We start from the raw sequence: 21919 nt of genomic DNA, 5'->3' as shown, positions 1-21919 counted from the left end.
GTCGTTCCAGATCGTTTCAACAGACATGAACCGGTCGGAGAAACCCCGACCGGATGGCAAACGGCAGAACTCAAGGAAGTATCGCGAACCGCTCAGACGCTGTCCGTCTTAGCGACCTCAGAGGATTCGCTAGCCTCTTCAAGCGCCTGCTGGGAACGCTGACGCTCCACGAGTCGTGCCGCGTAGATGGAAATCTCGTAGAGAAGGATCGTCGGCAGCGCAAGACCGATCTGGGACATCGGATCAGGCGGTGTCAGGACAGCAGCCACCACGAAGGCGAGCACGATCGCGAACTTGCGCTTTTCGGCGAGCCATTGCGACGTCAGAAGGCCGACACGGGCGAGGAGCGTGGTGATGACCGGCAGCTGAAAGACGAGGCCGAAGGAGAAGACCAGCGTCATGATGAGGCTCAGATATTCCGAGACCTTCGGCAAGAGCGAGATCGCCACTTCATCGTGGCCCGGCGCTTGCTGCATCGACAGGAAGAACCACATGACCATCGGCGTGAAGAAGAAATAGACCAGCGCGCCCCCCATCAGGAACAGGATCGGCGAAGCGATCAGGAACGGCAGGAAGGCCTGACGCTCGTTCTTGTACAGGCCCGGGGCCACGAACTTGTAGATCTGCGCGGCAATGATCGGGAAAGCGATCACAAGGCCACCGAACATGGCAACCTTGACCTGCGTGAAGAAGAATTCCTGCGGCGCGGTGTAGATGAGCTGCGCCTTCTCGACATCGAGATGAGCCCAGCTGACGGCGAGCTTGTAGGGGTAGACGAGGTAGTTGAAAATGTGCTTGGCGAAAATGAAGCACACGATGAAGGCGATGAAGAATGCCGCAATCGACCAGATGAGCCGCGTGCGCAGCTCCATCAGGTGCTCGATCAACGGCTGCGGCTTGTCTTCGATATCACCGCTCATGCCTCATCCTTCTTCTTTCTGGCGGCCGGCTTTTTGACTTCGGTCGGCTTCTTTGCTGCAGCGACCCGCTTCGGCTTCGCGACCGGCGCGGCAACCAATGCATTTGCGTCGGCCTTATCCGCCGCCTTCACCCGCGGCTTGCGCACAACCTTCGGCTTTTCAGCCACGGTAACCGGCGCAGCGGCTGCAGCAGCGACTGGCTGCGGCACTGGGACGACCGGCGGCGTTTCCGGCAAGCTCATTTCCGGCAGATTGAGCGACGCCACCGGCGCAGACCCGTCTGCGGGCGACACATCCGTCTTGTTCTCACTGCCCTGCTCGATCGGCTGGTCGACCTTGGTCGCGTTCTGCAGGTCGGCCTTGATCTCGTTACCCATCTGCCGCAGCGGGTTCATCGCCTCGCGCAGACTGTTGACCGGATTGAGCTTCTGGGCGTCGCTGATCGTGCGGCGCACGTCGTCAAGCTCGGCTTCGCGCAGCGCTTCGTCGAATTGAGCGCGAAACTCACCCGCTACCTTGCGGGCACGCGCCGTCATTTTGCCGAAAGCGCGCAGCATCGGCGGCAGATCCTTCGGACCGACAACCACGATCAACACGACCGCAATAACCAAAAGTTCGGTCCAGCCAATATCGAACATGCAAGGCTCCTGAACGGGCGGCGCGGGGGCTGCGCCCTTTCCCGTACGTGGTTACTTCGTTTCGTCGGCCTTGTGATCGACGGTCTTTGCAGTTTCCGGCGCGTCTTCGTCCGTCATGCCCTTCTTGAAGCTCTTGATGCCCTTGGCAACGTCGCCCATCAGTTCCGGGATCTTGCCGCGACCGAACAACAACAGCACGATGACCAGAACGATCAACCAGTGCCACATGCTAAAAGAACCCATTACGCATACTCCCTGTTGCGGTATTCCCTCGATGTAAGAATTTCCGTGCCGGTTTCCAACATCAATCCTTCTGGATTGAGCTTAATGTCACGGTATCGGCCTTTGTGACAAGCCATTCATCCAGCGAAAAGTAGTGATTGACATTGTTTTGCCCGGGCGTGGCAAAAGCAAGACCAATCCTGGTCATTCCTCGGTGGCGCCACCGGGCGCAAGCAGCCCGAGTTCCTCAAGATCCATCTGGGTGATCGGATCTTCGTCCTCGGTCAGTTCGTCGTTCATGAGCGGCGAAGGAATGTTGAAATTGGCGGGGATTCGGCCAGACAGCAGGCCGGCACCCTTCAGCTCTTCCAGGCCCGGCAGGTCGCGCAATTCCTCCAGGCCAAAATGGTCAAGAAAGTCACGTGTCGTACCGAGTGTGACCGGCCGGCCCGGCGTGCGGCGGCGGCCACGAAAACGCACCCAGCCAGCCTCCATTAGTACATCAAGCGTGCCGCGGGAGGTCTGGACGCCTCTGATATCCTCGATCTCGGCACGCGTCACCGGCTGGTGATAGGCAATGATAGCCAGCACTTCCAGCGCAGCGCGCGAGAGCCTCTTCACCTCATTTTCGTCGCGACGAATGACGAAGGAGAGATCGGCGGCAGTTCGAAAGGCCCAGGCACCGTCGACCTGCACGAGATTGACGCCTCGCGGCGCATACTGCTCCTTCAGACGCAGCATGATCTCATGCGTATTAAATCCTCTCGGCAGACGTTCGGTAATGAACCCTTCGGACACCGGCTGAGCGGAGGCGAAAACCAGCGCTTCGGCAATGCGCTCCGCTTCGATCTCGGCCTGCAGATCCCGGGCAGTGCCTTCGCCTTCCCCGTCGTCGCCCTCGAAATCCTCGTCTTGCACGTCGATCAATCCGACTGCTCCTGTTCGACCACCTGCAGCGTGGCATGTTTCGGGCCTCGGCGCATATAGATTGGCTGGAAGGCGCCATCCTGGCGTATTTCGAGCTTACCTTCGCGCACGAGTTCCAACGAAGCAGCAAAGGCACTGGCAATGGCAGTGACGCGCTCCTCGGGACTTGCAAGGTAGCGCAGCAAATATTGTTCAAGCGCCGTCCAGTCGACGACATCGCCGATCATTTGGGTCAGCAGCTCACGGGCATCGGTGAGCGACCAGACATTGCGCCGCTCGATCGTTACCTGGGTGATCGCGTGACGCTGACGCAAGGCCGCATAGGCGCTCAAAAGGTCATAGAGATTGGCGTCGTAGGCAGATTGCTGGCGGTCCGGAATGTGCTCAGGCGCGCCGCGGGCAAAGATGTCGCGACCGAGCCTGTTGCGATTGACGAGACCATCAGCAACCTGACGCATCGCTTCCAGCCGCTTCAGACGGAAGGCAAGCGTTGCGGCCATCTCCTCACCCGAGGGACCGTCGTCCTTGATCTGCTGCGGGATGAGCAACCGAGATTTCAGGTAGGCGAGCCAGGCCGCCATGACGAGATAATCGGCGGCAAGCTCGATACGAATGCGCCGGGCGCTTTCAATAAACTGCAGATATTGCTCGGCAAGGGCCAGGACCGAAATGCGCGACAGATCGACCTTCTGGTTGCGGGCGAGATAAAGCAGCAGGTCGAGCGGACCTTCGAAGCCGGCAACGTCGATCACCAGCGCCGGCTCGTGGCTGGCGCGCTCTGAACCGTTCTCCTGCCATAGCCTGTCCATCGGCGTTGACGCCGCCTGAGACCGCTCCGTGCCCTTGATCGTGTTCACTTTACCCTGCCTCTCCGGCCTCTGCCTAAGCTGACGCAAACATGGCGTCGAATTCTGCCCTTACCGTCGCCTCATCCGTTGCGTCCGGTGTCGGGAAGCCTTCCTCGACCGCCTGCGCCCGCTCGCGAGCAAGCCCCGCCAGCGGCGGAACATTTGCCACGACCTCGCGCATCTCGTCCATATGACCATTGCAGTGCAGCACGATATCACACCCGCCGGCAATGATATTCGCCGCACGTTCGCCGATCGTGCCTGAAAGCGCATTCATCGAAGTATCGTCAGAGAGCAACAGCCCCTTGAAGCCGATCTCACCGCGGATCACCTGATCGATCACCTTGCGCGAGGTGGTCGCCGGATTATCCGGATCGATTGCCGTGAAGACGACATGGCAGGTCATTGCCATCAATTCGTCTTTCATGGCGACGAAGGGCGGGAAGTCATGGGCTTCCAGTTCCTCGCGGGAGGTAGTGACGACAGGCAATTCCAGATGCGAATCTGCGAATCCGCGCCCGTGGCCCGGCATGTGCTTCATGACCGGCAGCAAGCCACCAGCTTTCAGCCCTTCGGCAGCCGATCGGCCCATCTCCGTAACGGTCACGGGATCGCCGCCATAGGCCCTGTTGCCGATGACATTGCTGCTGCCCTCGATCGGCACGTCGAGCACCGGCAGGCAATCGACGTTGATACCGAATTTCTGAAGGTCGAAGGCATGCAGGCGCGACATCAGCCAGGCGGCGCGCAAGCCAAGAGCCCGATCGCGGCGATAGAGATCGCCAAGCGCTTGCCCCGGCGGATAGTGCTGCAGGATCGGTGGTCGTATGCGCTGGACGCGCCCTCCTTCCTGATCGATCAGCACTGGCGCATGCCAGCCGACACAGTCGCGCAATTCGGCGATGAGATCGTCAATCTGCTGCGCTTCTGAGATATTTCGCCCGAAGAGGATGAAGCCCCACGGGCGTTCAGCCCGGTAAAAGGCCTTTTCTTCGTCGGTCAGCTTAAGGCCGCTGCAGCCAAGGATCATTGCTTTTGATTCGGTCATACCCGAATCATAAAGGGCGCGAGGCGAAATGCGAGCGAGGTCAAGCGCGACCCCACAAAAAAACGGCGGGACCAGCCCGCCGTTCTAATAGGAGAAGCCAAAGAGCTTATTTGGAGATCAGGCAGCTTCCGCCGGCGGAACGATACTGCTCGCAAAGGGCGGCAGCTTCGTCCTTGGAACCCGCAGGGATTCGGACGCGATAGAACGTGCCCTTGCCGGCGATATCTGCCTTGCGGATCTCATAAGCGCGGCCACTGAGTACGCCTGCGAACTTTTTCAACAGGCCGGCATAGGATTTCTTCGCCTCATCTTCCGATGGCAGCGATGCAATCTGGATGCCATAGCCGCCGGCTGCGGCGACAGAAGCCGGCTGCGCAGCGGCGGCTGCCGGTGCTACAGAAGCGACCTGCGTCGGCTTCTGCGGAGGCGTCGGGCGAACATTGCCATTCTCGGTTACCGTGCCAACGACGTTGACAGACTGATCGGCTGGGCGAGCGGTCGGGACAGGCGCCGTATCGGTCGTCGCGGCGGAAGCCGCGTCAGCGACCGGCGTCGTTTTCACGGCGCGAACCGGCGGATTGGCCTGGTTTGCATTGGCGACATTCGCCTCTGACACCTTGGCCGTCGTCTGAGCCGGCTGGCTTGCAGGCTGCGCCCCGACAGGCGGAACCGCGCTGGAAGCCGCGTGATTGCCAGTGCTTGCAGGGAAGCTTGCTGCAGAAGGCGTCGCCGCCGGCTGGGGTCCCGGGGTTGCCGATGCCACTTCGTTGGCCGGTGCGGATTTCTCGGCGGGCGCCGGCTCTTCGCGGGCGACCAGCGTACCGTCGGGCTTGACGATCATCGTACGGACCTTGCGAGGCGAAACGGACGGTGCCGCATCGTCGCCGGCAGCGGCGGCGTCCGAAGCCGCGTTGCGATCGGGCAAGAGGCGCGGATCCTGCGTTTCGCCGACTGCGGTCGGCATGACCGGATCAGCACTGCCTTCATCATCTTCGGGCGAGACTTCCGGCGTCAGCGTGCGCTGGACGACATCGACCGGCGCCTCGTCGGAGGAGACGAGTGCTTTCTGTTTTGGCTGTTCGGCAGCACCTGCAACCCGATCATAGACGGCTTTATCCTGGTTGGGCACGGTCTTGCCGCCGGGATTCTCAGGAACGACCTTTACAGGATCCTTGTCGGCCGCAATGACGCGCGGTTCGCCGGAGCTGACGATGCTGAGGCCAGGACCATTTGAAACCCAACTATAGACACCATATGCGCCACCGGCAAAAACGACGAGCACGGCGGCTGCGGCCAGCAGCCGGCGCATAGAGCGGGCGCGATTGAAATCCGCGGTCTGGCCTGCGGATTCGATATGGACTTCGGAAACGTTCTCGCGGCGCTCTACCGGTTCGCGTACGCTGCGGCGGAAGTCTTCTTCCAACGCGCGTTCGAAATCATCAAGACCGTCAGAGAAGGCGGTGCTTGCCGGTTTAACCACAGCGGCGGCGGCCGCAGCAGCAGCCGGAGGTGCCCAGGCGGGGGCGGCCGAGGCCTTCTCCTGCCGTTTGGCGGGCTCGAAGAAGCTTGCGATCTCGGCATCGAGATCGAAATCGAAGTCGGCAGTCTTGGCAACCGGTTCCGGGTGCTCGACAGGCGGCAACGACGGAACATGCATGTCTTCGACCGTCTCCGGACGATCTTCCGGATCAGAGATCATCGACGGATCGAAGGGCAGATCTTCCGTCGATTCGCTTGCCGCTGCAGGCTTGGCGTAACTCGCCGGAGCAGGCTGCGGTTCCGGCACAAATACCGGTGCCGGCTGCGGACGCGGCACAGGCTGTGCCGCGGTCACGGGCGCTGCACGCACCGGTTCTGGCTTCGGCTGCGGAGCAGGTGGCTCGGAAAAATCGAGATCGGCAAGCTCCAGTTCGATACCAGCAAGATCGAGCTCGAAGTCGTGACCGGCAAAGGGTTCTTCCGCTTCCGGTTCCGGCTGGCGGGCGACGACCGGCGCAGGCGCGATTGGCTGCGGGACCGGCTCGACCGGTTCCCGAGCGACCGGCTTCGTCGTTTCGGACTGGCGAAGAACGGGCGTCGCGCGGCTCATCGGCACAGGCGCAATGACCGTCGGCTGCACGGGTGCGCGAGCGACGGGCGCCTCAAAGACCGGTGCCCCGATTACCGGGGCCTCGATTACGGGGGCGTCGGTTACAGGGGCCTCGAATACTGGTGCTTCGAAGACGGCAGCCTGGAAAGCGGGAGCAGCGGAAATTGGCGCGGGCTGCGATGCCGGCGCGACGACGGGCTCAGATGCAGTGGCAACAGATTCATGCGCAACGGACGATGAGGCGCGCTGCGGCACCGGGTAACGGGAGACATCCGCCAAAAGATCGTCAAGATCAAAAGCGTCGGCGTCAAAAGCAGGCTCAGGCAGTGCTTCGGTGAGCGCAGCATCCGGATGAACATCACCTTCGGCTGCCGCCGCAATTAGGTCGAAACCGGAACTGGCAGGCTCAACCGCCTCCTCGAAGGCAGAAACGTCCTCGAAGGATGCAACAGGTTCTTCGGGAAGAGCGACTTCCTCGTGGCGATCGATTTCGGCCGGAAAGCCGAAGGATGCGGCAACTGGCTCGAAATCCGCAGCTTCGACTGCAGCGACCGGCAGGGGCTCCTCAGGGACACCGGGCACAGCCACTTCAGGTTCGACCGTGAACTCCGCCTCGGTCACAAATGCAGGTTCGGCGGCAAAGGCTTCAACCGGAGCCGGCTCGACAATCGGTGTCTCGACAACTGGCTCCTCACGGCGCGGCGCATGGAAGTTGGCGAGCGGCAGACGAATACTGGCAGCCGACCACTGCGGCGCCTTCGTCGGTGGCTGAGCGGCGGGCGCCGAAGGAAGAGCACCACCGATGGAAAGCTCCAGCTCCTCAATCAGATCGCGAGCGCCGCCATAGGCCGTGAAAGTAGCGGGAGGCTCCACGGCGACAGGCTTGGACGGGGCCGGCGTCCGATCGGTTGCGACAGGCGCTTCCCAGGCGGGGGCGAGAGGTTCGGGAGCATCCACCTCAGGAGCGACAGCGACCGCCTCCGGAAGTTCCGACTCGACGACGGGCGCCTCGAAATCGCCTCCAATCAGCTCCTCGCCGATCGAGGGTATCTCGTCCTGGACGGGCTCGACATAGTCGTAAGCTTCGACTTCCTGAGCAGCCGGATCGGCCGGATGGTCGAGAGCAGCCAGCGGGCGTGGCGTATCATAACGCTCAAACTCGCGGAGAAGCTCGTCTTCGAGATTGAGAGCCGGCTCCTGCCGTACGGGTTCGTTTACGGTATTGGCCGCGACGCGGGGTTCAAAGCCAACGATTCGAGCGAGTTCTGCCAACGGATCATCGTCGGCAAACATATCGTCTTTTCCACGCGTATCATACGCAAGTCGTTTATCAGCCATGCCCATCCCACTCAAAAACGCAAACACTCGGATGCCAGCGCATTGTGGGGAAATGGTGACGTTATCGCATTTCGTCCGGTGCGGCAGTGCCAGTAATGGCAAGTCCCGACTTCAAAACCGACGCGACGGCGTACACCAGCCCAAGTCTGGCAATACTCGATTCTCGGTTCTTATCGTTAACAAATCGTAATTCGGTCTGATCTTTACCTTTGTTCCAGTGCGCATGGAAGGTGCTGGCAAGATCATAGAGGTAAAAAGCGATACGATGCGGCTCTTGAGACTGGGCTGCACTTTCGACAATACGCGGGAATTCTGCAGCCTTGGCAATCAGCTGCAATTCGGCCGAATCCGTAATGCCTGCAACGGATTGCGCCAACAGTCCCGGCGTCGGCGAAAGATCCGGGAAGGCTTCCTTCGCCTGCCGGAAGACGGACATGCAGCGGGCATGCGCATACTGCACGTAAAAGACCGGATTATCTTTGGACTGTTCCGTTACTTTGGCAAAATCGAAGTCAAGCGGCTCAGAATTTTTGCGATAGAGCATCATGAAGCGGACCGAATCACGTCCGACTTCCTCGACCACCTCGCGCAATGTGACAAAATCGCCTGAACGCTTCGACATCTTGACCGGCTCGCCGTTGCGGAACAGCTTGACGAGCTGGCAGAGCAGCACCGTCAACTTCGCCTTACCTTCTGAAACGGCACGCGCCACCGCCTCGAGGCGCTTCACGTAGCCGCCATGGTCGGCGCCGAGCACATAGATCATCTCGTCGAAGCCGCGGTCGAACTTGTTCTTGAAGTAAGCGACGTCGGCAGCGAAATAGGTATAGGAGCCATCCGATTTGATGAGCGGGCGATCGATATCGTCACCGACCTCGGTCGAACGGAAAAGAGTCTGCTCGCGGTCTTCCCAGTCCTCGGGCAACTGGCCCTTCGGCGGCGGCAGCGCGCCCTTGTAGACATAACCCTTGAAGGTCAGGTCGTTGATGGCGGTGCGGATCGCGGCAGCCCCATTGGCATGCAGCGCGCGCTCCGAGAAGAAGATGTCGTGGTGAACGTTGAGGGCCGCAAGATCCTCGCGGATCATCGCCATCATCATCTCGATCGCCCGATCCTTGACGATCGGCATCCACTGTTCTTCCGGCATGTTGTGCAGGCGCACGCCATATTCTGATGCGAGGGATTCGCCAACTGGGACCAAGTAGTCGCCCGGATAGAGGCCGGACGGGATCTCGCCGATCTTCTCGCCGAGTGCCTCACGGTAACGCAAGAAGACCGAGCGCGCGAGCACATCGATCTGCGAACCGGCGTCGTTGATATAATATTCCTTGACGACATGGTAGCCGGCGAAAGCAAGCAGGTTTGCCAGTGCATCGCCGACGACGGCGCCGCGGCAATGGCCGACATGCATCGGACCAGTCGGATTGGCCGATACATATTCGACATTGACCTTTTTGCCCTGTCCCAGCCCGGAGCGGCCATAACCGGTGCCCGACTCGATCATCGAGGCAAGCAGGCGCTGCCAGTAGCTGACGGAGAGCCTGATGTTAATGAAGCCCGGCCCGGCGACTGAGACCTCGGCGACGTCGGTGTCTTCCTGAAGCTTAGCGATGATGATTTCGGCGAGCGCCCGCGGGTTGGTGCCGAGCGGCTTGGCAAGTACCATGGCGGCGTTGGTCGCGACATCGCCATGGCTCGCATCACGCGGCGGCTCTACGGCAATGCGGCCGAAATCGAGCTCGGATCGCTTTTCCTTGACCAGATCGAGCTGTTCAAGGGCGTTTTTAATCCTGGCTTCAAAATCGGTAAAAAGATTCATCGCACTCTTCCATGCACAGGCTGTGCCAATAGGGTAGCCGGCGGCCGCCGGGCGCCCGCTGCCTATCGCAAATCCGGAGTATGGTCAAACAATCGCCTGTGGGCACTGATGGCGTAAGTGTCCGTCATACCGGCCAGATAATCGCCGACATGCCGGGCCTTCGGGGCATCCGACAGACCGGCGATGTAATCCACCCAGTAATGACTTTGCATTTCCTGAGGATTGGCCATGTAGGCACCGAAGAGATCCTTGACGATCTGGGCGGCACCGGCGCGGATGCGCATGATGTCAGGATTTCGATAGATGCGCTTGAAGAGCATCGCCTTGATCTGCCTGTCGGTTTCGGCCATTTCGGCTGAGAACGTCGCAATCACATGATCGGCCTTGCGAATGTCGTCGGCCGTCTGCGGTTTCAGCTCTGCAAGGCGATTCTGCGCGACGCCGATGACGTCCTCTACCATGCGGGTGATCTGGCGACGCATGATTTCATGCGTGAAGCGGCTGGGCTCCAGATGCGGGTACCGCTCCCTCACCTCCGCCATCAGGCCGGCGAGGAACGGAATTTCCTCCAGCATCTCGAAATTCAAATAACCTGAGCGCAGGCCGTCGTCGATATCGTGCGTATTGTAGGCGATGTCGTCGGCGATCGCCGCCACCTGGGCCTCAAGGCTTGCATAGCTCGCGAGCTCCAGATCATGCAGCTCGCAATAGTCGAGAATCGGCTGCGGCACCGGTCCGCGCGTGCCGACACCATCGGCCGTCAACAGCGGGCCATTGTGCTTGACGAGGCCTTCGAGGCTTTCCCAAGTCAGGTTGATGCCATCGAATTCGGCATAACGCCGCTCGAGTTTGGTGACGATGCGCAAGGATTGAGCATTGTGGTCGAAGCCACCGTAAGGCAGCAACTCTTCATGCAGCGCATCCTCGCCGGTATGGCCGAAAGGCGTGTGGCCGAAATCGTGGACGAGCGCCACGCCTTCGGCGAGATCCTCGTCGACCTTCAGGGCCCGGGCAAGTGCACGGGCGATCTGTGCCACCTCGATCGTATGCGTGAGGCGCGTACGGTAGTGGTCGCCGTCCTGGGCGATGAAAACCTGAGTCTTATGCTTCAGCCGGCGGAAGGCCGTCGTATGGACGATGCGATCGCGGTCACGCTGGAAATCGGAGCGCGTCGGGCTGCCGCTCTCCGGATAGAGGCGCCCACGCGAGTTCCAGGGGTCTGCCGAATAGACCGCCCGTTCCCCATAGCCGAAACCCAATGCCTGCCTGTCGAAGGTCATTCTTCACCGTCACTAACGCGTTGCGGCCTTGCCCATTGACGCCGCTTCCCGCTCTTCATACCTATAGTCCATAGAAACGGCAAAGAGGCGCTTTACCGACCGCTTCGCCAGATCCTGTCCTTCACGGAAGGAACATGATAAGTTTCTTTGATATCATGCGTTTGAACATCGGACGTCTAAAATGGATACTCTCCGGATCTTGACCCCGGCAGGAGCAAAAATGACTGAAGCGAATGTAACTCTTTCCGATGCCGCGGCAAAGCGGATTGCCGCCATCGTCGGCAGCGACCCCGGCAAGAGCGCCTTGCGCGTTTCCGTCGAAGGCGGCGGCTGTTCGGGCTTTTCCTACAAGTTCGATCTCGTGGATGCAGCCGACGAGGACGACATCGTCGTTGAGAAGGACAATGCCAAGGTGCTGATCGACAGCCTCTCGCTGGTTTATATGGCCGGTTCCGAGATCGATTTCGTCGACAACCTGCTCGGCCAGTCCTTCCAGATCAAGAATCCGAATGCGGTGGCAAGCTGCGGCTGCGGCACCAGCTTCGCAATCTGACCCGACACCCGCTTTCCACATCCAACCGGCCGAAGATTTTCTTCCGGCCGGTTTCTCGTCTTGTCGGCCGGCGCTGGAGCGCGATAAAAGAGCTCCGACCGAGTTAGCAAGGTAACAGCCATGAAGATCGCGACCTGGAACATCAACGGCGTCAAGGCGCGTATCGACAACCTCACGCAGTGGCTGAGGGATTCCAGCCCTGACATCGTTTGTCTGCAGGAAATCAAGACGGTCGACGAAGGTTTCCCTCGGCTGGAGATCGAAACGCTCGGCTACCATGTGGAAACGCATGGGCAGAAGGGGTTCAACGGCGTTGCCATTCTTTCCAAGAGCTCGCCATCCGAGGTCAATCGCGGCCTGCCCGGCGATCCGCTCGATGAGCAGGCGCGATTCCTCGAAGCCGTGTTCTCGTTGCCCGGCAATAAGGTCGCACGAGTCTGCTGCCTCTATCTGCCAAACGGCAACCCACCGGAAACGGAAAAGTACCCGTACAAGCTCGCCTGGATGGAGCGCCTGCGCAAATTCGCGGCAGAGCGTCTCGAATTCGAGGAAATTTTCATTCTCGCCGGCGACTACAACGTCATTCCCGAGCCGCATGATTGCTTCGACCCGAAGGTCTGGGCAAGCGACGCTCTCTTCCTGCCGCAGACGCGCGAATCTTTCCGGCGGCTCGAAAATCTCGGGTTCGTCGATGCGGTGCGTTCAACAACCGATGCGACGGCGCTCTATTCTTTCTGGGATTATCAAGCCGGCGCCTGGCAGAAGAACAACGGCATCCGCATCGATCATCTGATGCTGTCGCCGGAAGCTGCGGACCGCTTGACGTCAGCGGCGATCGAAAAGCATGTGCGGGCCTGGGAAAAGCCGTCCGACCACGTGCCTGTCGTGGCCTACTTCGATTTCGCTGCCTGAGATCAATCTTTCGCAATTCCGGACGCAAAACCGCTACGCAGTTTTGCCGGAATTGCTCGCAAAATTCAGTCGTCCGAGCCGGCCGCGATCGAGTGCGACAAGGATATGGCCGTGCGGCGATCCGATTCGCTTGCGACCGAGAAGGCATCCTCCTGCAGCGATTGCATCCAGCTGCAATCCTTCGGTTTGCAGCGGTCGAGAGCCGCCGTCATCAGCGCCAGACCGCGAGCAGACTGGCCTTCGTCGAAGAGGATATTGCCGAATACCGCCATGGCGCCGGGGTGGCCGCTCTTGCGAGCCTGGTTGAGCCATTTCTTGGCCTGGTTGATATTGGCGCTGCCGCCCTCGCCTGCAAGCATCATCTGGGCAAGCTGGAACTGCGCCTCGGGAACGCCGAAGGTAGAAGCAACCTGGAAATAGAGCTGTCGGGCCTGGTTGAGATCCATCTTCACCGGACTGCCGGCAATGCCGTGCTTGTAATAGTTTGCAAGCGACAGCAACGCATTGATGAAGAAGCCGGTATCTTCCGAGCCAGGCTCCACGCCTTGCTGGGCGATCTCGCTGTAGATCTTGAAGGCCTCGAAATCATCCTGCGCCACGCCGTCGCCGTCAGCATACATATTGGCGAGCGCCCAACGCGAACCGGTGTGGCCCTTTTCCGCGGCGTATTTATAAGCCTCTACAGCTTCTTCCTTCTGCCCGTTCTTGTATGCCTTGAAACCGAATTTGAAGAGATCGAAAGGCCCCGATTCCTTCGTAACGCCCGTCTTGATGTCGAATGCCAGAACCGGACAGGCCAAAGCCAGGGAAATGGCCATCGACACGCTGACTAGCGTGAATTTGAACAATCTCAACTCAGACGTTACCATCTCTAACGGTTTCTTTCGTTCACCCTAGACGCTTGGCGGCGGCTTTTTTTGCCGTTCTGCCCGCGCGGATGCATTCCTTCCAGGCGAGCGATCCCGCGGCGAGCTCCAAGGCCCCTTTACCCGCGTCGCTTCCAGCCCCAAGCCCCTCATTCAAAACCTGCACATCCCTGCGAACCACCCGGCTTCCGGCGCGGCCCGCATGTGATGTCCGCGGTATTCTCCTTGCGACCCCAGTCACCACCCGGCCGCCTTTATCGTCTTCGTAAACAGCAAATGTGACCAAACCGGTATCGCAACCGTTTGTCGTGCACGAAGCTTCATGCCGGGGGACTGAAAATGACGGAAGCGCGTAAATGTGCAACACTATCGGAGAGACGGATTCCCGGCCGGAAATGCCTTTGGCGGAAAGCAAAACGGTTGCTGCCGCTGGCTTCTCACCTCTGCTATCGCAATATCTGGCGTTACCGGAAAAAATTCGACCCATGCTACTGCTACGCATACTCTACGCTTGTCATCTCCTCGCCCGCTAATAGCGCTGCGCCCTCTTTGTGGCGGGAAATGGACAAATTCGCCCCGCAACCACCATACTCGAACCATCGTAAAAAAGTGTTGCTGAATCGTCACAAAACGAGACGAGAAGATGGGATGATTAATGGTGGCAAAACAAGAAGAGCCCGACGCTGCCGGGCTCCTCAATTCTTCCAATTAGAAAATTAGAACTTGACCTTTAGGCTGGTTGACAACGCGGCAACCAAATCGTTGCCGAAAGAATAGGAGACATCATTTCCAAAGGTTACGCCGTCCTGGGTGACGACACCTGATGAACCGCTCGTCAACACGCCGACGGCACCAGCAACGCGCCATTCGATGTGCTCGGTCGGCGTGAAGGCAGCGCCGACACCAAGCGTCCAGCTGTCGGTCTGCGACCCATAACCCTGGCTGGTGCCGCGATCCCACGTCAGGCTGAGTGCGCCAGCCCACTGATCGCTGAACTTGTGGCCGACACCACCAGTGATCGTCCAGCCGTCACGATAGAGAAGGTCGAGCGAGGTCAGTTCCGTCGCCCCGCCGGAGGTGCAGGCGGCAAGGCCTTTCGTCGATGTCGGGCAGAAAGGCACCGACTGCAGCACACTCCAGTTCGTCCACTTGACCGAGCCGAAAGCCAGCCAATCCGGAGCAATACCGCTCTGCAACTTCAGTTCGAGTGAATCCGGCGCTTCGGCGGAACCGAATACTGGCGTGACAACACCAAGGGCAGGATTGGCCGGATTTAGGGCCTTGGGCACTTGGGTCAGGTCGACCGTACCGGTCAAATTGTCGTATTTGACCTTGCTGTTGTAAACTAGGCTGGCTCGAAAACCATATTCAGGTATTTCGTAGGCAAGACCCGCACGCCATCCCCATGCCTCATCGCTAAGATCCAGCCGGCCGACGCCGCTATAGATTGCAGAGGCCGGCGGTCCGATTGGAGCAACAAGGCGCTCCTTGAAACCTTCAACTTCCTGATAGAAGCCGCCACCGATGAAACGCAACTGCCCCGGGCCGACATCGAAGCGATAGGAGCAGGTGCCACCATAGTTGCGGGTTTTGATCTCCGTTTCGATATTGTTGTTGGCGCCAGCCCAGTTCAAACCGGGATTGGAATGCCCGCCGAAGGGCTCGGAATAGTCAACAAGGCAGTCGATTGCATCGCCGAAACCTGCCTTGAAGCCGATATAGGGAACGGTGTAGTTCGCGGTATCGTCGGCGGTGCTGGAACGGTTGTTCAGATTGCCACCTCCTGATGGCGAGGTATTCGTGTCACGAGCGTCCTTCAGCTTGCGCTGCGGTGACACGTAAATGATGCCCGACTGAAACGAAAAAGGCGACGTATCGAACAGCTGATCGATATTATAGCCTCCGCGCTCCAGACCGCCTGCAAAGGACGGCGAGGCGAGTGCCGAAGCAATGATGAGCGATGTTACGCCCCTGGAAAACATACGCGATGCCATTGTGTCTCCCCCACTCAAGCAATTGATGTAATCACACTGTGCTAGTGAACTTAATAAATCGCAACGAGGCCGCCGCGTGCGTCAGGAAGTTGCGTTATGGCTAATTTACGTAAATATTTGACGGGCACGTCAAAAAATTAGATAGATAAAATTCTATTCTTCTACCTATCAGTTTTCAGGGGTGTATTAGATTCTCATTCCACCAACGGTGGAGGCTGTATCAAACTGACAACAGTGGCAGTTTTCGCGCAGGAGATCCCCCAGACGGGTTATATTTACAGGTCGAGGGTCGAAAGAGCTCATTTTTGCGAATCATCGTATTTTTGGAAACGCAAAAGGCGCGCTCCAGCGGAACGCGCCTCCAGGAATAATTTACTCGTTTTCCGCGATTATCCCGCTTCACTAACTCGCGCCAAAGCAGTTCTCAGGCTTTCGATCTGGCCCGTCAGCTCAGCGTGGCGTTCGCGCTCGGCCTCTACCACTTCCGGATTGGCGTTGGCGACGAACTTCTCATTCGACAGCTTGCCATCGATGCGCGCGATTTCGCCATCGGCCTTCGCGATCGCCTTTTCAAGACGGCTCTTTTCCGCCGCGAGATCGATCAGATTGCCAAGCGGCAGGCAAGCGGTCGCTTCTGCGACGACTATCTGAGCCGCACCCTTCGGTGCAGAGTCCGCAAGCGAGATCGCCTCGGTACGCGCCAGGCGCTTGATGGCCGCGTCGTGACGGAACAGCCGCTCCCGCGTCAGGCTGTTGGCACCGACGACGACGAGCGGCGCGGTGGCCGACGGCGGCACGTTCATTTCCGAGCGGACGGAGCGGATGCCGGAAACGAGGTCGATCAGCCAGTTGATCTCATCGGCGGCAGCATTGTCGGTGTAGGACGGCGATGGCCATTCGGCGTGGCAGAGCAATCCGTCACGTTCCCGACCCTCACCCGCAGTATGCGCCCACAGCTCTTCGGTCATGAAGGGCATAAAGGGGTGCAACAGCTTGTAGATCTCTTCCAGAACATAGGCGCTGCAGGCCTGGGCTTCGGCCTTGGCGGCCGCGTCCTCACCGCCGAAGACTGGCTTCAGAAGTTCGAGATACCAGTCGCAGAACTGATTCCAGACGAAGCGGTAGAGTGCGCCGGCGGCATCGTTGAAACGGTAGGCTTCAAGGGCTTCCGTTACGTCACGTTCCGCGCGGGCAAGCTCGGTCAGGATCCAGCGATTGATCGTGAGTTCGGCCGCTTCCGGCACGAAATGCGGATCGCTCTTAGCACCGTTCATTTCGGCAAAGCGCGTGGCGTTCCAGAGCTTGGTGCCGAAATTGCGGTAGCCGGCGATGCGGGCCGGGTCGAGCTTCACGTCGCGGCCCTGGGCCGCCATGATCGCCAGCGTGAACCGCAGCGCATCCGCACCATATTCATCCATCAGTTCGAGCGGGTCGATGACGTTGCCCTTGGACTTCGACATCTTCTGACCGTTCTTATCCCGCACCAGGGCGTGAATATAAACTGTATGGAACGGCTCGACCGGGTTATCGTCCTCGTCCTTCATGAAATGCAGGCCCATCTGCATCATGCGAACAACCCAAAACGGGATGATATCGAAACCGGTGACAAGAACGCTGGTCGGGTAATATCGCTCCAGTTCTGGTGTCTTGTCGGGCCAGCCAAGCGTCGAGAACGGCCAGAGTGCCGAGGAGAACCAGGTGTCGAGCACGTCTTCATCACGTGTCAGGATCTCGCCCGGCCTGAAATTCTCAAGCAGGTCCTCGACATAGGCCTTCATCGGTCCTTCATGCGACAAGTAGTGCTGGATGGCGGCCTGCAGCGCCTCTTCTTCGGTCTTCTCGACGAATACCTGACCATCCGGACCGTACCAGGCCGGAATCTGGTGACCCCACCACAGCTGACGGGAGATGCACCACGGCTGGATATTCTCCATCCACTGAAAGTAGGTGTTTTCCCAGTTCTTCGGAACGAACTTTGTCCGGCCTTCGCGAACGGACGCAATGGCAGGCTTGGCAAGGGTCTTGTTATCGACCCACCATTGCTCGGTCAGACGCGGCTCGATCGGCACGCCACCACGATCGCCATGCGGAACCATATGCTTATGCGGCTCGATCTTGTCGAGCAGGCCGGCCTCTTCGAAGATCTCGACGATGATCTTGCGGGCATAGAAACGATCCTGACCTTCGAGACGATCCCAGGCGCCGTGCAGGGCGGCCGGATGATCGAGCCCTTCGAGGAAATCCTCGTTGTCCTTGATGGTGATCGTGCCGTCGATGTTCATGATGTTGATCGCGCGCAGGCCGGCCCGCTTGCCGACTTCAAAGTCGTTGAAGTCGTGCGCAGGCGTGACCTTGACGGCACCGGTACCGGCAGTCGGGTCGGCGTAGTTATCAGCGACGATCGGAATGCGGCGGCCGACGATCGGCAGGATAACGTGCTTGCCGACGATCGATTTGTAGCGCTCGTCCTTGGGATTGACCGCAACGCCGGTATCGCCAAGCATCGTCTCCGGTCGCGTCGTCGCAACCACGAGGTAATCACGCGTTTCGAATTCGGTGGGCTTACCCTCCTCATCAAAAGCGATTGGGTATTGATAGGTGACGCCCTCTTCCAGCGGATAGCGCAGATGCCAGAGATTGCCTTTGAGCTCGATCTGCTCAACTTCCATGTCGGAAATCGCCGTCAGCAACTTCGGATCCCAGTTGACGAGGCGCTTGTCCTTGTAAATCAAGCCTTCCTTGTACAGTGTGACGAACACTTCGAGAACGGCCTGCGACAGGCCCTCGTCCATGGTGAAGCGCTCACGCGACCAGTCGCAGGAAGCGCCGAGACGCTTCAACTGATTGAAGATCAGGCCGCCCGATTCAGCCTTCCATTCCCAAACCTTTTCGATGAAGGCATCGCGGCCCATGTCGCGGCGACTGGGAAGCTGCTGTTCCATCAACTTGCGCTCGACAACCATCTGGGTGGCGATGCCGGCATGATCCATGCCCGGCTGCCAAAGCACATCCTTGCCGCGCATGCGCTCGAACCGCACCAGTACGTCCTGCAGCGTATTATTGAGTGCATGGCCCATATGCAGCGAACCGGTCACGTTCGGCGGCGGGATGACAATGGTGAAGCTGTCGGCACCCGGCTTTGCATTGGCGCCGGCGCGGAAGGCATCGGCCTCATCCCATTTCGCGGCGATTTTCGGTTCGACGGCAGCGGAATCGTAGGTCTTTTCGAGCATTTTCTGACCATTTCGAGGTTCGAGGATGGGCGTTTTGTAAATAGGATGGCTACGGCCAAGTCAATAAAAAAGCCGCCCCGAAGACCGGAGCGGCTCTTGTCTCAAAAAAGCGGTCCGATCAGCGCCGCGGGCCGCGCGCCACACGTTCGATCTCTTCCCGCACGAGGCGTTCGACGAGCGTCGGCAGATTATCGTCCAGCCACTCGCGCAGCATGGGACGCAGCATGTCCTCGGCGATCTCATCGAGCGAGCGGCGCTCGGCGGCCCCATCGATGGCGGCGGCAAGCTCTTCGAAGGAGCGAGCGACCTGCAGGCCGGTGTTCTGAGACAGAAGCGACGGCTGAACCTCTTCGGCTGCGCGCGGGGGTTCAGCTGCCTGAACTGGCCTACGCTCGGCAGCCGGGAAAGCTGCCGGCTCGAAATGCTGTTCAATCACGGGAAGCACGGGCGTCTGCTCCACTGTCGCGGGCTGCGGAATTTCGGCCAGCCGAGGATCAGCAAAGATCGGAGCGGGCTCCGGTACATGATGAGCAACTGGAGCCATATGCGCAGCCTGAACCGGCTCGACGGGCGGCTGAACGACAGCCCCGCGCGGTGCTTCGTAAGCAGACTGCGGCTCGCGGAATGGCTGAGGCATATCGCGAAGAACCTGGCCAGCCTGAACGGCGCTGCGCTCGGAAGCGGCACGGACGCGGGCTGCGACATCAGCTAGCGACATGGCGCGGGCTGGCATCTCCGGCTCGCGTGCCGTGCCGGCAGAATTCGCAGCGACGAAACGAGGATCTGGACGCAGTGCAGGAGGCTCCGGGAACTCGACGCCGGCATAGGTGTCATCAACCGTCAGATGGATTTCAGAGTCGTTTTCTTCTTCCGTCTCGTAAACGGGCGGAAGCGAGGCAGATATCGCCTTTCCGGCGCCTGGCTCATTGCTTTCGATGATCTGGCGAATGGAGGCCAGAATCTCTTCCATGGACGGTTCACGCGCTACACCTGGCTGAGCCATATCTATCCCCGTTATCCCTTAAACAACGACCGGACGGCGTGGAGCATGCATCCGAATCACCACGACCTTAGAATACCGCAGGAGGGAAAAAAATCATCGCGAATCAAACAAATGCAGCCATGCACAGTTTTGTTACCCAAGTGTAAGCGAAGTCTGTGAAGGCTTTGCAGCGGCTGAAACAAAAACGGGCGCCCGTGGCACCCGCTCAAAAAATTTGCCGTGGAGATGCCTTAGAAGACGAATTCGCGAACCTTGGCAAAACCGGGCAGCGGCTTGACCGAAGCATTGAAGAATACGTTTTCAGAAACGGCGCCGCGCTCGCTGACGAAGACCTTGGCGCGGGCCGCATTACCGTATCCCTGCACAGCGACCAAGCGACCGCCATCCTGCAACTGGCCGAGAAGGGCTGCCGGAACTTCTTCCACCGAACCGTTGATGAAAATCAGATCATAAGGAGCGCCGGCGGTATTGCCCTTTTCAAGCGGGCCGGTCACGACCTGCACATTGGGATAACCAGCAAGATTTGCCTTGGCCTGCGCAGCGAGGGCTTCGTCCGATTCGAGTGCCACGACGGAACCCGCGACCAGCGACAGCAGCGCGGAGGCATAGCCCGTGCCGGCACCGACTTCGAGAACGGCATCGTCCTTGGTGATCTCGGCAAGCTGCAGCAGCTTGGCGAGCGGCGATGCTTCCATGAGAAAGCGGGCTGGATTGCCGGCAGATGCCGGAGCAATTTCGATATCGTTGTCGATATAGGCCAAGGCCTTCGCCTTCTCCGGCACAAAGGCTTCGCGCGGAACGGTGAGGAAGGCCGTCAGCACTGAATGCGAGGTAACGTCCGTGGTACGGATCTGGTTGTCGACCATCTTTGCGCGTGCTGCTTCGAAATCCATCATATCCTCTCGCCGATGAAAGCGGTTCTGTCTTCCGTCTCTTAATCTCCGGCACGAATGCTTTCAAGGCTTGCCGGTGACCCGTTTGAAGAATCCCGCCGCCCCTCCCCGAATGCAGCAGGCGAAAGACGATGGCTGCAACTTATGCGTGGAGCAAATTTCGATTTCATGATATTGTTCTAACCGGAGGAAATGAGGAGGAGCAGGCCATGTCTGCCATTCTGGAATATTTTACGCTGTTCGACTTTTTCATCGGCGCAGCGCTCGTCGGTATATTCTGCTGCGGGCTCTTGGACCGCGAGACGAACTGAACAGATCGTCCCTCTTCCAGTAAAAGTTTCCTGGCCCATCTGCTCGACGCGCCGGCGAAAGAGCTTGCCGCGTCCAGTCGGATCGATCCGGCACAGTCGATTGCACCATTAACTCTATATCAACCATATTGTTGCGCCAACCGCAGCTTTCGCTAGGTTGCCCGCATGCAAACATTCGCCATCCAATCGCCAGATATCGAAGCGCTTCATTACAATCCGGAAGCGCGGCTGCTGCTTGTGAAGTTCAGAAGCGGCGCTGTCTGCAATTTCACACGGATTTCGGCGCAGGCGCTGCAACGGCTGCTCGGCCCCGATGTGCATATAGAGAACCCAATCTCAGAGGACGATGCCGGCTATCTGGCGGGCCTGCGCAGCGGCGGATTGCGGGCGCTTTATTTCCTCACCGGTATCAAACCAGCCCAATTCGATTTCGCCCAAGTTCCCAGCATCTGGTGATGCGAGACCGCCGAACCGATGCCGTGCCGATGTATGAAGCGGATCGGAATTATATATCGGTGAAAATTTTTGGAGGCCTCGCCCGGAATTGAACCGGGGTACAAGGATTTGCAGTCCTCTGCGTCACCACTCCGCCACGAGGCCTCACAGGCTGTCAACTTAGCCGTGGCGAGCGTTTAGAATGATCGTAAGGAAATCGCAAGAGGGCTTTCCAAAAACATTTCCCGCGATTTCAAACTCTGGCCACATCGGCGCCGTACAGAATGCGGGTAGATCACGCGCCGGAAGCCAGCGACGCGGTCGTTATCATATCTGACGATAAGAGGTGATTCCGTCGAGAATTCGGGCTTACTTGAACAACATTTAGGCTAAATGTGCTCGAATAGGCCCTCCCGGGCGGCCCAAATTGTGCAATAGGTGAAACTCAAGACAGCTTCATCCTATTTCCTATATTTATACGCGAGGCCCTCATCTTAGATGAGGACCGTACTTTCATTTGCATTATATTAGTAATTCCATAAGTTCTTCTATGGAAAGAACAAAAAATTCTTAACTTGACTTTCAGCTTT

The 21919-nt window shown here is 59.0% G+C and carries 17 protein-coding genes and 1 tRNA gene; 3 read left to right on the top strand and 15 right to left on the bottom strand.

Features of this window, described 5'->3' with window-relative positions:
* Positions 1-92: 92 nt before the first annotated feature.
* The 9 genes from tatC to FHX15_RS18240 form a co-directional block, all read right to left on the bottom strand.
* Entirely contained in the window at positions 93-920 is an 828-nt protein-coding gene (gene tatC / locus FHX15_RS18280) for a twin-arginine translocase subunit TatC (RefSeq protein ID WP_184399573.1), read from the bottom strand.
* The gene (tatB, locus tag FHX15_RS18275; RefSeq protein WP_184399571.1) at positions 917-1558 is read right to left on the bottom strand and encodes a Sec-independent protein translocase protein TatB; all 642 of its coding nucleotides are present in this window, start codon (positions 1556-1558) and stop codon (positions 917-919) included. Before tatB ends, tatC begins: the two co-directional genes overlap by 4 nt.
* A 51-nt stretch (positions 1559-1609) precedes the next feature.
* Positions 1610-1801 (bottom strand): twin-arginine translocase TatA/TatE family subunit, encoded by a 192-nt coding sequence (locus tag FHX15_RS18270; protein ID WP_064709192.1) that lies wholly within the window; start codon positions 1799-1801, stop codon positions 1610-1612.
* Positions 1802-1984: 183 nt separating this feature from the next.
* Entirely contained in the window at positions 1985-2707 is a 723-nt protein-coding gene (scpB, locus tag FHX15_RS18265; protein ID WP_184399569.1) for an SMC-Scp complex subunit ScpB, read from the bottom strand.
* Positions 2704-3564, bottom strand: coding sequence for a ScpA family protein (locus tag FHX15_RS18260; protein WP_184399567.1), 861 nt, complete (start codon positions 3562-3564; stop codon positions 2704-2706). The genes scpB and FHX15_RS18260 overlap by 4 nt, the downstream gene beginning before the upstream one ends.
* Before the next feature lie 25 nt (positions 3565-3589).
* Complete coding sequence (nagZ, locus tag FHX15_RS18255) at positions 3590-4603, bottom strand: beta-N-acetylhexosaminidase (protein WP_184399565.1); 1014 nt, start codon at positions 4601-4603, stop codon at positions 3590-3592.
* 106 nt (positions 4604-4709) lie between these two features.
* On the bottom strand, positions 4710-8030 hold the full coding sequence (locus tag FHX15_RS18250) for an SPOR domain-containing protein (protein ID WP_184399563.1): 3321 nt from the start codon (positions 8028-8030) through the stop codon (positions 4710-4712).
* A 61-nt stretch (positions 8031-8091) separates the two neighbouring features.
* Positions 8092-9849, bottom strand: a complete 1758-nt coding sequence (argS, locus tag FHX15_RS18245) for an arginine--tRNA ligase (RefSeq protein ID WP_184399561.1) — start codon at positions 9847-9849, stop codon at positions 8092-8094.
* 62 nt (positions 9850-9911) lie between these two features.
* On the bottom strand, positions 9912-11129 hold the full coding sequence (locus FHX15_RS18240; protein ID WP_184399559.1) for a deoxyguanosinetriphosphate triphosphohydrolase: 1218 nt from the start codon (positions 11127-11129) through the stop codon (positions 9912-9914).
* Positions 11130-11349: 220 nt separating this feature from the next.
* Between FHX15_RS18240 and erpA the strand changes: the two genes are divergently transcribed.
* Together erpA and xth are read left to right on the top strand one after the other, a co-directional pair.
* The gene (gene erpA / locus FHX15_RS18235; RefSeq protein WP_184399557.1) at positions 11350-11682 is read left to right on the top strand and encodes an iron-sulfur cluster insertion protein ErpA; all 333 of its coding nucleotides are present in this window, start codon (positions 11350-11352) and stop codon (positions 11680-11682) included.
* Between the two features lie 120 nt (positions 11683-11802).
* Positions 11803-12594 carry an exodeoxyribonuclease III gene (gene xth / locus FHX15_RS18230; RefSeq protein ID WP_184399555.1) on the top strand — a complete coding sequence of 264 codons (792 nt, stop codon included), beginning with the start codon at positions 11803-11805 and terminating at the stop codon, positions 12592-12594.
* 65 nt (positions 12595-12659) lie between these two features.
* On the opposite strand, the gene exoR is transcribed toward xth, so the two are convergent.
* The 5 genes from exoR to FHX15_RS18205 form a co-directional block, all read right to left on the bottom strand.
* Positions 12660-13463, bottom strand: a complete 804-nt coding sequence (gene exoR, locus FHX15_RS18225) for an exopolysaccharide production regulator ExoR (RefSeq protein WP_184399553.1) — start codon at positions 13461-13463, stop codon at positions 12660-12662.
* Positions 13464-14176: 713 nt separating this feature from the next.
* The gene (locus FHX15_RS18220) at positions 14177-15454 is read right to left on the bottom strand and encodes an OmpP1/FadL family transporter (RefSeq protein WP_184399551.1); all 1278 of its coding nucleotides are present in this window, start codon (positions 15452-15454) and stop codon (positions 14177-14179) included.
* Between the two features lie 389 nt (positions 15455-15843).
* Positions 15844-18687: a valine--tRNA ligase gene (locus tag FHX15_RS18215; RefSeq protein WP_184399549.1), complete on the bottom strand. Its 2844-nt coding sequence runs from the start codon at positions 18685-18687 to the stop codon at positions 15844-15846.
* Positions 18688-18805: 118 nt separating this feature from the next.
* Positions 18806-19690 (bottom strand): PopZ family protein, encoded by an 885-nt coding sequence (locus FHX15_RS18210; protein WP_184399538.1) that lies wholly within the window; start codon positions 19688-19690, stop codon positions 18806-18808.
* A gap of 230 nt (positions 19691-19920) precedes the next feature.
* Complete coding sequence (locus tag FHX15_RS18205) at positions 19921-20586, bottom strand: protein-L-isoaspartate O-methyltransferase (RefSeq protein WP_184399536.1); 666 nt, start codon at positions 20584-20586, stop codon at positions 19921-19923.
* Positions 20587-21059: 473 nt separating this feature from the next.
* Between FHX15_RS18205 and FHX15_RS18200 the strand changes: the two genes are divergently transcribed.
* Positions 21060-21350 (top strand): hypothetical protein, encoded by a 291-nt coding sequence (locus FHX15_RS18200; RefSeq protein ID WP_184399534.1) that lies wholly within the window; start codon positions 21060-21062, stop codon positions 21348-21350.
* Between the two features lie 70 nt (positions 21351-21420).
* Here the strand turns inward: FHX15_RS18200 and FHX15_RS18195 are convergent.
* Positions 21421-21494, bottom strand: a tRNA-Cys gene (locus FHX15_RS18195).
* Positions 21495-21919 lie beyond the last annotated feature (425 nt).

Origin of the sequence: Rhizobium sp. BK650 (assembly GCF_014195325.1) — a bacterium.
In the GTDB taxonomy this organism is placed as follows: Bacteria; Pseudomonadota; Alphaproteobacteria; order Rhizobiales; family Rhizobiaceae; genus Rhizobium.
Note: the sequence above shows the minus strand (reverse complement) of the source record. Positions and strands in the feature narration are given on the sequence as shown.

Coding starts and splice junctions, on each gene's coding strand:
- exoR (WP_184399553.1), bottom strand. CDS start 13,463: ATGGTAACGTCTGAGTTGAGATTGTTCAAATTCACGCTAGTCAGCGTG.
- FHX15_RS18270 (WP_064709192.1), bottom strand. CDS start 1,801: ATGGGTTCTTTTAGCATGTGGCACTGGTTGATCGTTCTGGTCATCGTG.
- FHX15_RS18240 (WP_184399559.1), bottom strand. CDS start 11,129: ATGACCTTCGACAGGCAGGCATTGGGTTTCGGCTATGGGGAACGGGCG.
- FHX15_RS18250 (WP_184399563.1), bottom strand. CDS start 8,030: ATGGCTGATAAACGACTTGCGTATGATACGCGTGGAAAAGACGATATG.
- argS (WP_184399561.1), bottom strand. CDS start 9,849: ATGAATCTTTTTACCGATTTTGAAGCCAGGATTAAAAACGCCCTTGAA.
- tatB (WP_184399571.1), bottom strand. CDS start 1,558: ATGTTCGATATTGGCTGGACCGAACTTTTGGTTATTGCGGTCGTGTTG.
- erpA (WP_184399557.1), top strand. CDS start 11,350: ATGACTGAAGCGAATGTAACTCTTTCCGATGCCGCGGCAAAGCGGATT.
- FHX15_RS18220 (WP_184399551.1), bottom strand. CDS start 15,454: ATGGCATCGCGTATGTTTTCCAGGGGCGTAACATCGCTCATCATTGCT.
- nagZ (WP_184399565.1), bottom strand. CDS start 4,603: ATGACCGAATCAAAAGCAATGATCCTTGGCTGCAGCGGCCTTAAGCTG.
- FHX15_RS18200 (WP_184399534.1), top strand. CDS start 21,060: ATGCAAACATTCGCCATCCAATCGCCAGATATCGAAGCGCTTCATTAC.
- FHX15_RS18215 (WP_184399549.1), bottom strand. CDS start 18,687: ATGCTCGAAAAGACCTACGATTCCGCTGCCGTCGAACCGAAAATCGCC.
- FHX15_RS18205 (WP_184399536.1), bottom strand. CDS start 20,586: ATGATGGATTTCGAAGCAGCACGCGCAAAGATGGTCGACAACCAGATC.
- tatC (WP_184399573.1), bottom strand. CDS start 920: ATGAGCGGTGATATCGAAGACAAGCCGCAGCCGTTGATCGAGCACCTG.
- xth (WP_184399555.1), top strand. CDS start 11,803: ATGAAGATCGCGACCTGGAACATCAACGGCGTCAAGGCGCGTATCGAC.
- FHX15_RS18210 (WP_184399538.1), bottom strand. CDS start 19,690: ATGGCTCAGCCAGGTGTAGCGCGTGAACCGTCCATGGAAGAGATTCTG.